We start from the raw sequence: 12,408 nt of genomic DNA, 5'->3' as shown, positions 1-12,408 counted from the left end.
GCGCGGGGCGGGTCGCCGACGCGGCCAAGGCGCTGGGACTGTCCACCACGCGCCGCGCCGCGCTGGTGGCCACCGTCGTGTGCGCGCTGGCGTTGACCATCGCGGTGCCGCTGCGCACCTATCTGTCCCAGCGCGCCGACCTGGCCGAGCAGGAGCAGCGCCAGGTGGAGCTGCGCGAGGAGGTCGCCCGCTTGGAGCAGCAGCGCGACCGCATGAGCGACCCGGCGCAGGTGGAGGCCGAGGCGCGGCGCAGGCTCGGGTACGTGATGCCCGGGGAGACGCCCTACGTCGTGCAGTTGCCCGAGGACGACGGCCGGGACGCCGGTTCCGACGGGCACGCGGGGGCCGAGTCGTCCGGTCCCTGGTACGAGGGTCTCTGGGGCGAAGTGACGGAGAAGTGAGTGGCTGAGTTGGACCCGACCTCCACCCCGCCGAGCCGGTTCGAGCCGGTCACCGAGGCGGACGCGGACGTGATCGCCCGGCAGCTCGGCAGGCCCGCGCGGGGACTGCGGGCCATCGCCGCTCGCTGCCCCGGCGGCCATCCGGCTGTGGTGCAGACCAACCCGCGGCTCGAGGACGGCACACCGTTCCCGACGCTGTACTACCTGACCTGCCCCACGCTCGCCTCACTGGTCGGCAAGCTCGAGGCCTCCGGGGTGATGCGGGAGATGACCGACCGGCTGGCCGCCGATCCAGACCTGGCCGCCGCGTACCGGCGGGCTCACGAGTCGTATCTGGCTCAGCGCGATGTGATCGAACCGCTCGGGCACGAGGTCACCGCGGGCGGGATGCCCGACCGTGTCAAGTGTCTGCACGTGCATCTGGCGCACACACTCGCGTGCGGCACTGGTGTGAACCCCTTCGGTGATGAGACCCTCCGCTTGGTGAATGCCGAGGGGTGGCCTTCCGGTGACTGCGCGGGGTCGCGTTAGTTCTTCCGGACCAATCGGCGTTTCGATCGTCCCCGCGGGGGTGAAACGTCGAGAGGGTTGAGGCAGGCTGGCCCGGAGCGAGTCCGGCGGGAGGGTGCGAGCGTGCGTGCGAGCGGGATGGCGGGCGCGGCCCGGCGGTTCGGGCTCCGGCACAGGACCATGGTCGCCCTGCTGGGCGGGTCCCTGGCGGTGCTGCCCGTTGTCGTCGTCAGCGGTGCCGCCGTGCGATGGCTGGACCCGCCCGCGACCCCCCACACGGTCGCGATGCCGCTCGTCGGCGGGTACCCGCCCGCGCTGAGCCGGGTCTCGGTCGACGGCAGTCTCCCGGAGCCGCCGGACCCGGACGAGCTGCGGATCTACGAGATGCCCGAGGTCGGTCCGCTGGGGATTCCGGACACGGCGCTGGACGCGTACAAGCGGGCCGCGCGCCGGGTGGGTGGCGAGTCGCCGGGCTGCAACATCGACTGGGCGCTTCTGGCCAGTATCGGCCGGATCGAGTCCGGGCACGCGCGCGGCGGCTACGTCGATGCCGACGGCACCACGCGTGAGCCCATCCTCGGACCCGTGTTGAACGGCGAGGGCCCCGTGGCCTCGATCTCCGACACCGACGGCGGGCAGCACGACGGCGACCGCACCTGGGACCGGGCGGTCGGGCCGATGCAGTTCATCCCCTCCACCTGGGCGCGCTGGGGCGCCGACGGCAACGACGACGGCGTCGCGGACCCGAACAACATCTACGACGCGACGGTGGCGGCGGGGCGGTACCTGTGCTCGGGCGGGGTCGACCTCGCCGACCCCGAGCAGTTGCGGGCGGCGATCTACCGGTACAACAACTCGACCTCGTACGTGGAGACGGTGGTGCGGTGGGCTGAGGCCTACCGCTCCGGCGTGCTGAGCGTGCCGGACAGCGAAGTGCCCCGGGCCGTGCCCGAGGCGCTCACGGTGGACGGGCCGTCGGCCGACGATCCGGCCGCCGGGGCCCAGCTGCCCTCGCCCTCCCCGTCGCCCGATTCCCCGCCGTCGGACCCGCCGGAGGCCACGCGGCCGGAGTCCCCGTCCGAGGACGATCCGGATGGTGAGCCGAGCGATCCACCGGAGGATGACCCGGATGGTGAGCCGAGCGATCCGCCGGAGGATGACCCGGATGGTGAGCCGAGCGATCCACCGGAGGATGACCCGGATGGTGAGCCGAGCGATCCACCCGAGGATGACCCGGATGGTGAGCCGAGCGATCCGCCGGAGGATGACCCGGATGGTGAGCCGAGCGATCCACCGGAGGACGATCCGGATGGTGAGCCGAGCGATCCGCCGGAGGACGATCCGGATGGTGAGCCGAGCGATCCGCCGGAGGACGATCCGGACGGTGAGCCGGAGGACCCGCCCGAGGACGACCCGGACGGCAGCACCGACCCGACGGAGCCCTGCGAGCCGGAGGACGAAGCCGACGACAAGGACGAGACGGACGACTCCGAGTCCACCACGTCCCCGGAGTCGGAAACCCCGGAGTCGTGCGACGACCAGGACACCGGACAGGAGCCGACCGACGCGACGACCACTCACACCTCAGAAACGAGCACGGCGAGCAGGAAGAGCACCACCACGAAGTCCTCGACCGGCCCTGAGCCGACCAGCGCGGGATCGACCGCCCCGGAATCGACCGCGGAGTCGTCGGCCACGGAATCCCCGACGAGTACGACGGGCTAGGGTGGCGGCATGCCACGGGTAGCCGCCATCGACTGTGGAACCAACTCGATCCGCCTGCTGGTCGCCGAGCTGACACATCGCCACGACGGCACTGTCGACCTGCGCGACCTGCATCGGGAAATGCGTATCGTGCGGCTCGGTCAGGGGGTGGACGCGACCGGTCGACTGGCCCCCGAGGCGCTCGAGCGCACGCGCGAAGTACTCAAGGCCTACGCCGTCGCCGCGCGCCGCAAAGGTGTGGAGTCGCTGCGCATGGTGGCGACCTCCGCTACTCGCGACGCGGACAACCGGGACGAGTTCTTCGCGATGACCCGCGACATTCTCGGCGTCGAAGCGGAGGTCATCAGCGGCGACGAGGAGGCGCGGCTGTCCTTCGCGGGCGCGGTCGGCGAGCAGGACCCCGACGACGGGCCGTTCCTCGTCGTCGACGTCGGCGGCGGCTCCACCGAACTCGTCCTGGGTACCTGGGACGGGCGCGAGGCCGACGTGCGCGCGGCTCGTTCGGTGGACATCGGCTGCGTGCGCCTCACGGAGCGCACCCTGCGCACCGACCCGCCGACCGAGGGTGAGATCGCCGAGGCGGAGAAGCTCGTGGCAGAGACGCTGGCGCCCGCGTTCGAGGAGGTCGGCGTGTCCACCGCCCGGACGTGGATCGGCGTCGCGGGCACGGTGACCACGTTGTCCGCGGTGGCTCAGGAACTGCCCGAGTACGACCCCGGGCGCACCCATCTTTCCCGGCTCACCCGTGCGGATCTCGATGGCACGGCCGCGCGGCTGCTCGCCGCCGACCACGACGAACGCGCGGCGAACCCGGTGATTCACCCGGGCCGGGTGGACGTGATCGGCGGTGGCGCGCTGATCGTGCGCGTGCTCGCCGACCAGATCGCCCACCGCGGCGGCCCGGCCGACCTGCTGGTCAGCGAACACGACATCCTGGACGGCATCGCCCTCTCCCTGGCCTGACCACCCGCACCCGCGAGTTGCCCGCCCAAGACGCCGAGTTGCCCCTGGGTGCCTCCGAGTTGCCCCAGGACGACCGCCTTCCCCGCGGAAGGCGAGGAGGCCGTCGTCCAGCCGAGCGACCACCCGGGGCAACTCGCGGTTCACCAGGGGCAACTCGCGCGGCACCCAGGGGCAACTCGCGCGGCACCCAGGGGCAACTCGCGAGCGTGTACGGGCAACTCGCGGGTCAGCGGTTCGCGCTGGCGGTGACGAACCTCGCCAGGTCGGCGGACTGCTGGAGGCGGGACCGCTCGTGGACGTACATCATGTGACCGGCCGGGTAGTACGCGGTCTCCACGTTGGCTCGCAGCTCGTCCGGGATGCGGAGCTGGGCGAGGACGTGCTCGGCGGCGTAGTACGGCGTGGCGCCGTCGTAGTGACCCAGCGCCACGTGCAGCCGCAGGTGCGGGTTCGCCCGCATCGCCGCGCCGAGGTTTTCGACAGCGGAGACGGCGCGCCCCTCGAAATCCGAGTACGACCAGCCCCGGTTGACGTCGAGCGAGAGCACTTCGTACGGCAGGTCGTTGGCGTAGCCGAGCTCGTCGCGAACGTAGTGGTTGAACGTCGCGGAATAGGCCCCGATGATCCGCGAGATCGATGCGTCGTCGCTCATGTGTTCCCGGCCGCCGTCGGGCTCCCAGGTGGTGAAGCGGCCGTCCATCCGGCCTGTCACCAGTCCCCGGTCGCGGAGCAGCTCGGTGAAGAACCGGACGTGCTCGATGCGCAGGTTCACGCGGTCGACGTAGGACTCGGACAGCCCGGTGAGCCGGGCGAGCCGGGAGACCACCTCGGCGCGCTCGTCGGCGCCGAGCCGCGCGCCCTGCCGCAGCGCCCACGGCAGGTCCCGAGCGGCGAAGTCCTCGGCCTCGGCGAGCACCTCGTCGAGTGGCCGGTCCCCGTGCTTGCCGTGGTAGTGCGCGATGGCGGCGTAGGTCGGCACGAACAACGAGTACGGCAGGTCGTTGCCCTCGGTGAACCGGATGGTGCCCATGTCGAGCACCGACGAGATCAGCAGCAGGCCGTTGAGGTAGAGCCCGTGGCGGTCCTGGAGGTGTGCGGCCAGCGCGGCGGCACGCAGGGTGCCGTACGACTCGCCCGCCACGAACTTCGGCGACAGCCAGCGGCCGTTGCGCGAGGTCCACAGCCGGATGATCTCCCCGACCGACTCCACGTCCGGGGTGAACCCGTGGTAGTCCTTCGGCTTCTCGCCTTCAACGGCGCGCGAGTAGCCGGTCGAGACCGGGTCGATGAAGACGAGGTCACTGTGCCGCAGCAGCGTCTCCGGGTTGTCGGCCAGCCGGTACGGGGGCGGCTCGGGCGCGTCCACGTCGCCCGAGACGGCCCGGCGCGGTCCGAGCACACCCATGTGCAGCCAGATGCTGGACGAGCCGGGCCCGCCGTTGAACGCGAACGTCACCGGCCGCGTCGCCGGGTCGGCGCCGTCGAGTGTGTAGGCGGTGACGAAGACCTCGGCCTTGGGCTTGTGACCGGAGAAGGTGCCGTCGGTGAGCACCTCCTTGCGCAGCACGATCCGTCCGGCCGCGGCGGTGTAGTCGAGTGTGCCGTCCGGCGTCGTCAGGGTGTGGCTGGTGGTGACGAGGTCGTCGGTGGGGGTCTCGTCGCCCGTGGTGGTCCGCTCGGTGGTGTCGGGGCTCGGGGCGTCGTCGGTGTTGGTCTCCGGCATGGCCCCAACCTAGTCGTGCGCACAATGGGTCCATGAACACGTTCGGGGACGAGGCGCCGGAGGCGGGCGCCGAGGCGCTGGCGCGGCTCGACGCCGCCGTCAGCCGGTGCCGAGCGTGCCCGCGCCTGGTCCAGTGGCGCGAGCACGTCGCCGAGACCAAGCGGGCGGCCTTCGCCGAGCAGACCTACTGGGGCCGCCCCGTGCCCGGCTTCGGCCCGGCCGACGCGTCGCTGGCCTTGGTCGGCCTCGCGCCCGCCGCCCACGGAGGCAACCGCACGGGGCGCATGTTCACCGGTGACCGCTCCGGCGATGTGCTCTTCCAGGCCCTCCACGACGTCGGCCTGGCCTCGCAGCCGACCTCGGTCCATCGCGACGACGGGCTCACGTTGCGGGGCACGCGCATCACCGCGCCCGTGCACTGCGCGCCGCCCGCCAACAAGCCGACCCCCGCCGAGCGCGACACCTGCCGCCACTGGCTGGCCGACGAGCTGCGCCTGCTCACGCCGACGTTGCGTGTGGTGGTCGTGCTGGGCGCGTTCGGTTGGCAGGCGCTGCTGCCGGTACTCGCCGAGGCGGGGTGGACGATCCCCAGGCCGAGGCCGAAGTTCGGCCATGACGTCCGGATCACGCTCGACGGGCCGACGCCGCTGCACTTGCTCGGCTGCTACCACGTCTCGCAGCAGAACACCTTCACCGGCAGGCTGACCCCCGCGATGCTGCGCGCGGTGCTGTCCGAGGCGGCGTCACTGGCCGGACTGCGGTGAGGCCTCGGGCGTTGTGCCCCGTCGTGGCCCCGCGGTGACGGGAAACACCGCCCTGACTGAATCGTTTGGGTGATACGGCGACGCTGGTCACAGCCGGGGAGGGGTCTCTGCCGTCACCGCCTCTTCGGTGAAACCATGGAGTCATGGCAGTCAAGTCGGAACCGACGCGGATCCTGATCCTCGGTGGCGGATACGTCGGCCTGTACACGGCGCTGGGCCTGCAGAAGAAGCTCAGGGCCAACGAGGCATCCGTGACCGTCGTCGACCCGCAGCCGCACATGACCTACCAGCCGTTCCTCCCGGAGGCGGCGGCTGGCTCCATCGAGCCACGGCACGTGGTCGTGCCGCTGCGCAGGGCGCTGCAACGCTGCCATGTGCTCACCGCGCGCGTGACCGGCATCGAGCACGGGAACAAGACGGTCACCGTCGAGGCTCCCGACGGCCACGTCGAGCAGCTCAACTACGACGTGCTCGTGGTGGCGCTCGGCTCGGTCGCCCGGCTGCTGCCGATCCCCGGGCTCGCCGAGGAGGGCATTGCCTTCAAGACCATCGGTGAGGCCATCTACATCCGCAACCACGTCCTGACCAAGCTGGACGAGGCCGCCAGCACGCTCGACCCCGAGCTGCGTAGACGCCTGCTGACTTTCACCGTGGTCGGGGGCGGTTTCGCGGGCATCGAGGCGCTGGCCGAGCTGGAGGACATGACCCGCGACGCCACGCGGTACTACGACAACATCGACCCGGACGACATCCGCTGGGTGCTGGTGGAGGCCGCCGGACGCATCCTGCCCGAGGTGCGCGAGACCCTCGGTGTGTGGACGGCCGAGCAGCTGGAGAAGCGCGGCATCGAGGTGTACCTGTCCACGGCGGCGAAGTCGTTCGAGAACGGGCACGTCGTCCTCTCCGACGGCACGGAGTTCGACAGCGACACCATCATCTGGACGGCCGGGGTGAAGGCGAACCCGGTGGTGGCGGCCTCGGACCTGCCCACCGACAAGCGCGGCAGGCTCCAGGGCACCGCCGCGCTCCAGGTCACCGGGCACCCGGACGTGTGGAGCGCAGGCGACGTGGCCGCGATCCCGGATCTGTCCCGCACGGAGGAGGACCCGACCGCCACCTGCCCGCCGAACGCCCAGCACGCCGTGCGGCAGGCGCGGCACCTCGCGGACAACATCGTCAAGGTCATCCGTGGCGGCAAGCCGACCGACTACTACCACAAGAACCTCGGCTCGGTGGCCAGCCTCGGCCTGCACAAGGGCGTGGCCGATGCGATGAAGCTGAAGATCAAGGGCTTCCCGGCGTGGCTGTTCCACCGCGCCTACCACGTCAAGGCGATGCCGACGTTCAACCGCAAGGTGCGGATCATGCTGGACTGGATGCAGGGCGGCCTGTTCCGGCGCGAGGTCGTCTCCCTCGGCCAGATCAACAACCCCAAGGAGGAGTTCGACCGCGCGTCGAAGTCCTGACCCGCCGGTCGCCGGGCCAGCGCCGCGTGCCGCTCGGCGGGGCTTAAGCTACTGGTGCCCCCGTAGCCCAATCGGCAGAGGCGGTCGACTTAAAATCGACGCAGTGCGGGTTCGAGTCCCGTCGGGGGCACCATCATCGCAGGTCAACGACGTTGAAGAGTGGGGCGTCAAGATCGAATGCCCCACTTACGCCCCACAAACGCCGAACCGGCCGGCCGTAGCCACGGCGGGCCGACCTCCTCCTTTGGATGGACGGGACAAGGGTGCGTGCGTGGCGGTCCGTGGGTGGTTCCGTGGGATGGCGCACCCCACTATGCCGAGACGAGCTCCCCGCTGCGGTGGATTAGGTCGAGCTGATCACATCTAAACGATCTCGTGCTATTCTTAGACTTCTTGTTTTGAGTCGTCCCGCTAGATCGGCAGTTGACTCTCTTATGAATGGTGTCAAGAACGGGTATTTCTTGGCTTCTTGCGGCATCGACGGCTTCGCATGGCCGAGCTGATTGGCGGCCTTCCGGCCGGTGAGCTCTGCTTCGTCCAGGATTATCGCTGCGGACCATGTGCGAGGCCACCCCGGAGAATTCGCACTGCCACGTGCCTCCCTGTTGAAGGGATCACGCAGGCCGCCGAAATGGAAACGTCCGCAACGGTCCGCAGGCCCAAGGCTGCGCGTCAGCGCCGAAACACCTTACCGCGCACGGCCAAAAGATCACGAGCGTCTGCAGCCTCGGCCGCAGTCGAGGAAAACCGGACAGCGAAAAGTTGTAACCGCTACGTCAGCGACGCACGCACTTCGGCGACAGGGACTGTCTGATGATCGTGTGGTGGTCGAGAGGTTGTCGATGCTGGTCGCCAGCTCAGCGAACAAGACGAAGGGGTCGCAGAGTGCAAGTTCCGTCCTCACGATCGCTGGAGGGGTCGCTACGCAGGTAGGCGGCCCCTTGGTCGTGTGAGGTGTGCGGACCACGGTCTGGGGCGACCGACATCCGGGCAACACATCAGACAGACAGAGTATGCCGCTGGCGCTTTGCTCTCGCGAGCGCCTCACATTACCAAGCAATGAGCTTGTCAGCACCCTCGTCGAGGTCCGGTTGCCGTAGACGTTGAGCGCCGTCGCGGGCGCGCATGCCCGAGCAGGAGCGGGATCGATCTTAGTCCCAGTAGCAGCTAGTCTCGTGGAGTGATCATGGGAGACATCACTCGGGCCGCAGTGTTGAGGGCGATTGCTGAGTATGACGAGCTCGGTCGCGCGGAATTCTTGACGAAGTACGGGTTCGGCGAGGCGAGGTCGTACGTGCTCGTTAAGGACGGCCGTCGCTACGATTCCAAGGCGGTCGCCGGGGTCGCACACCAGTGGACGCAAGGCCGTGCGTTACGCCCGGACGAGTTCAGCGGTGGACTCGGTGCCGCCGTCAAATGGCTGACCGAGCTCGACTTCCTGGTCGAGGGCATCGCCGCCGAAGCCGCGACGTGGGGCCTTGTGTGCAACCCGAAGCTGTTCGACATCGACCAGCTCCGCCGGGACGGCAAAAGCCTCGAGTCATGGAAAGTCACGCGGTTCAAAGGCGAAATCGCCCCCGGTGACCGTTTCATCCTCTGGAGAAGTGGTAACGGTGGCGGCGTCATGGCGTACGGCCGGATCACGGGGAAACTGCGGTCCGAGGGTCTGACCAATAACGGATACTGGCTCGAGAAGCCTCCTCCCGCCGACTACGTCCCGCTGGCCGTAGACGAGTGGGTTGATCCTGTGATTCCCCGAAACGAGCTCATCAAGGATCCTCGTGTCAGCAGCACAAGCCTGATTCAGCAACCGTGGGCGGGCTTACCGCACCGCCTCACCGGCGACACATGGACCGCGGTCATGGAAGCGGTGTCGTCCGCTGACGCGGGGTCAGGTGAAACAGACCCCGGCCTACGACCAGACACCCCGGGAAGAGCCGCCACTACCGTGCAACGGGTCGTCCGGAGCAGCGGCGTCGTGCGTCTGGTCAAGGAATGGCACGCACACCGGTGTCAGATTTGCGCCCTCCGCATCGAGCTTCCAGGAGGCGCCTACTACAGCGAAGGTGCGCACATCCACGCCGTGGGCGCCCCCTACAATGGTCCCGACGTCACCAGCAACGTGCTGTGCCTGTGCCCCAACTGCCACATCATGTTCGACAACGGAGCGATCGTCCTTGACGACGAGCTGACCATCATCCGCCATGGCCACGCCGTGGGCTTCTTACGGACTGACGAACGCCACGCCATAGATCCGGACTACGTGCGCAGCCATCGAGAACGCTGGCAGAGATAGCAGCGCACCGCGTCTGAAGCGTCCCCAACCAGGACCCGCAAAAGACGAAGACCACCGAGCGCGTTGATTAGAACGATCAGTAGGGATTAGAAAATCGGCGCTGGGTGTCTGCCACCCGAAAAAGGTCAAGGCGCCTCCGTCTCAACTCCGGGGCTGCCCGGCATTGACCTCAATGCCGGGCAGTCGAGGGCTAGAAAACATCAGTTTGCGCTAAGGGCGCAGGTAGTGCCAGGTGATGGCAGCGAACAGCAGACCTCGGTGACCGTCGCCCCGAAATAGACGCAGTGCGGGTTCGAGTCCCGTCGGGGGCACCGTCGCCACGCGGGCCGTCTTCACACGGGAACAGGGCCGAGCAGGTCCCAACGGTTGCCCGCGATGTCGACGAACACCGCGACGCGTCCGTACGGCTCCGTTCTCGGGGGTGCGACGAATCGCACGCCCGCCGCCGTCATGCGCGCGTGCGTGGCATCGGCGTCGTCCACCCGGAGAAAGAACCCGACTCTGCCCGCCACCTGGTTCCCGACCACGGCGGTCTGGTCCGCACCATCGGCACGGGCCAGCAGGAGACCGGTACCGCCGCCAGGTGGCCGGACCACGACCCATCGCTTCGGCCTGCCGTCGTTGGTCAGTGACGGCGCGTCCTCCACCAAATCGAACCCGAGGGCGCCGACGAAGAAGTCGATGGCCTCGTCGTAGTCCTCCACGACGACCGTGGCGAGGTCGAGGCGCATGCCGTGCACCCGCGTTCTCCGTTTCGTCCGGCCTCCCCGCCCGTCTCACCCGATGCGGGACGCGAGCAGGGAGCGGCCCGGTCCGGACAACTCGGTGACGACGCCGCGGCGGCCCGCCAGCGCCATCAGCAGTGCCTCACCCGGGCCTTCGACGACCCGTCCGCGCCCGGCCGACCAGCCGAGGTCCGTGGCGACCAGGCGCAAGCCACGCGCGCGCCGGTAGGCGCCGATCGGGGGAGCCAGCAACGCGAGCCGCAGGGTGTGGCGAAGCCGGTCGGCGGGGATGTGCCGGGGTGTGCCCAGCGCGCGCCGGATGTCCTGGTGGTGGATCAGCCCGTCCACCAGCGCGACCATGCCGCCCGCGAAGGCGGGTAGGCCGCGGGGGACGGCGTACCGTTCCAGCAACGAGGTCAGCTCGTCCGGGGTGCGGCCGACGTATTCGGCCACGCCCACGGCGTTTCTCTCCGTCCCCGTCGCCCGGGCCGTGCGAAAGCGGCGTGCGAGCCCGCGCAGGCCGAGCTCGTCGTAGCTGACCACGTGCGCCACGACCTCGCGGACCCGCCAGTCCTCGCACAACGTCGCCGCGTCCCACTGCTCCGGTTCCAGCGTGGCCAGGTAGTGCGCGAACTCCCGCCTCTCGTCGTGGGCGAAGCGGCGTGTACGTGCGAAAGCCATACGGCATCCTGACACGTCCCACCGACATTTTTCCTTCCATGGCGGCGTGTCGTCCGACCGGCCGAGGTGGTTGTCAGCCGCTACCGTGTGGTGATGGGCGGCGACGCGGTCGATCTCGAGGTCGGTGGCCGTAGTGTGCGGATCACCCACCCTGATCGCGTGTACTTCCCCGCACGTGGCGAGACCAAGCTGGACCTGGCCCGCTATTACCGCTCGGTGGCCGACGGCATCGTCCGTGCGTTGTACGAACGGCCGTGCATGATGCACCGGTTCCCGTCGGGGGTGACCGGTGAGAAGGTGCACCAGAAGCGGCTGCCGCGCGGCGCGCCGCCGTGGGTGGAGACCGTCCGGGTGCACTTCCCCCGCTACGACCGCACCGCCGACGAGCTCTGCGTCACCGAGGCCGCTCAGGTGGTGTGGGCGGTGCAGATGTCCACCGTCGAGTTCCATCCCTGGAACTCCCGCCGGGCCGACACCGAGCACCCGGACGAGTGGCGGATCGACCTCGACCCCATGCCGCGCTGCGGGTTCGACACGGTACGCCGGGCCGCCCGCGTCGCGCACGAGGTCCTTGCCGAGCTGGGTATCACCGGGTGGCCGAAGACCTCGGGCGGTGACGGCCTGCACGTCTACGTCCGGATCGAGCCGCGCTGGGACTTCGCCGACGTGCGCAGAGCGGCGCACGCCTTCGCCGCCGAGGTCGAACGCAGGGCCCCGGACGCGGTCACCACGGCGTGGTGGCGCCGGGACCGCGACCCGGACAAGGTCTTCGTCGACTACAACCAGAACGCACGCGACCACACCATCGCCAGTGCCTATTCCGTGCGCGGCTCGCCGGAGGCGCGGGTCTCGACACCGATCCGCTGGGACGAGGTCGACGAGGTCGACCCGAGGGACTGCACGATTGCCACCGTCCCACAGCGATTCACCGAAATGGGTGATCTGCACGCGGGGATCGACGAGGTCGCGCATTCGCTGGACACCCTGTTGGAGTGGGCCGATCGCACCGGCCTCGACCGCTGACCACGTCACCCGTACGAGGGGGCACCGTGCCCGACGAGCACACCATCGGCGCCCGCGCCGGCGGCCGCCGCACTGACGGCCGCCAGGTCGGCGACGGCCACACGAGCCGGGCCGCGCCCCCGGCGCGGGGG

11 protein-coding genes and 1 tRNA gene are annotated in these 12,408 nt (G+C 69.6%); 9 read left to right on the top strand and 3 right to left on the bottom strand.

From position 1 onward, the window contains the following. The 4 genes from SACSA_RS21785 to SACSA_RS0106120 all read left to right on the top strand — a co-directional run. Positions 1-401 (top strand): FtsB family cell division protein (locus tag SACSA_RS21785; protein ID WP_019814283.1); only part of this gene is annotated, 401 nt, incomplete at its 5' end. Continuing rightward, complete coding sequence (locus SACSA_RS0106130) at positions 402-932, top strand: DUF501 domain-containing protein (RefSeq protein ID WP_019814282.1); 531 nt, start codon at positions 402-404, stop codon at positions 930-932. A gap of 102 nt (positions 933-1,034) precedes the next feature. Continuing rightward, positions 1,035-2,636 (top strand): lytic transglycosylase domain-containing protein, encoded by a 1,602-nt coding sequence (locus SACSA_RS24150; RefSeq protein WP_232212849.1) that lies wholly within the window; start codon positions 1,035-1,037, stop codon positions 2,634-2,636. A 9-nt stretch (positions 2,637-2,645) separates the two neighbouring features. Next, the gene (locus SACSA_RS0106120) at positions 2,646-3,599 is read left to right on the top strand and encodes a Ppx/GppA phosphatase family protein (protein WP_019814280.1); all 954 of its coding nucleotides are present in this window, start codon (positions 2,646-2,648) and stop codon (positions 3,597-3,599) included. A gap of 226 nt (positions 3,600-3,825) precedes the next feature. Here SACSA_RS0106120 and SACSA_RS0106115 read toward each other — a convergent pair whose 3' ends face one another. After that, a complete protein-coding gene (locus SACSA_RS0106115) occupies positions 3,826-5,322 on the bottom strand; it encodes a S10 family peptidase (RefSeq protein ID WP_019814279.1) in 1,497 nt (498 codons plus the stop codon). A gap of 32 nt (positions 5,323-5,354) precedes the next feature. On the opposite strand from SACSA_RS0106115, the gene SACSA_RS0106110 reads away from it, so the two are divergent. The 4 genes from SACSA_RS0106110 (at position 5,355) to SACSA_RS0106095 (ending at position 9,848) form a co-directional block, all read left to right on the top strand. Beyond that, entirely contained in the window at positions 5,355-6,086 is a 732-nt protein-coding gene (locus tag SACSA_RS0106110; protein WP_019814278.1) for a uracil-DNA glycosylase, read from the top strand. A gap of 143 nt (positions 6,087-6,229) precedes the next feature. After that, positions 6,230-7,552: an NAD(P)/FAD-dependent oxidoreductase gene (locus SACSA_RS0106105; RefSeq protein ID WP_019814277.1), complete on the top strand. Its 1,323-nt coding sequence runs from the start codon at positions 6,230-6,232 to the stop codon at positions 7,550-7,552. 56 nt (positions 7,553-7,608) lie between these two features. Further along, positions 7,609-7,685: transfer RNA gene (locus SACSA_RS0106100), tRNA-Leu, on the top strand. Positions 7,686-8,738: 1,053 nt separating this feature from the next. Further along, complete coding sequence (locus SACSA_RS0106095) at positions 8,739-9,848, top strand: HNH endonuclease (RefSeq protein ID WP_083940169.1); 1,110 nt, start codon at positions 8,739-8,741, stop codon at positions 9,846-9,848. A 332-nt stretch (positions 9,849-10,180) separates the two neighbouring features. On the opposite strand, the gene SACSA_RS0106090 is transcribed toward SACSA_RS0106095, so the two are convergent. Then, positions 10,181-10,579: a VOC family protein gene (locus SACSA_RS0106090; RefSeq protein ID WP_028661599.1), complete on the bottom strand. Its 399-nt coding sequence runs from the start codon at positions 10,577-10,579 to the stop codon at positions 10,181-10,183. A gap of 45 nt (positions 10,580-10,624) precedes the next feature. Continuing rightward, complete coding sequence (locus tag SACSA_RS0106085; RefSeq protein ID WP_019814275.1) at positions 10,625-11,254, bottom strand: maleylpyruvate isomerase family mycothiol-dependent enzyme; 630 nt, start codon at positions 11,252-11,254, stop codon at positions 10,625-10,627. Between the two features lie 93 nt (positions 11,255-11,347). Between SACSA_RS0106085 and ligD the strand changes: the two genes are divergently transcribed. Then, a complete protein-coding gene (gene ligD, locus SACSA_RS0106080) occupies positions 11,348-12,277 on the top strand; it encodes a non-homologous end-joining DNA ligase (RefSeq protein WP_028661598.1) in 930 nt (309 codons plus the stop codon). The last annotated feature ends 131 nt before the right edge of the window (positions 12,278-12,408 follow it).

Origin of the sequence: Saccharomonospora saliphila YIM 90502, assembly GCF_000383795.1 — a bacterium.
Taxonomy (GTDB): domain Bacteria; phylum Actinomycetota; class Actinomycetes; order Mycobacteriales; family Pseudonocardiaceae; genus Saccharomonospora; species Saccharomonospora saliphila.
This window is presented reverse-complemented; position numbering and strand designations above follow the sequence as displayed.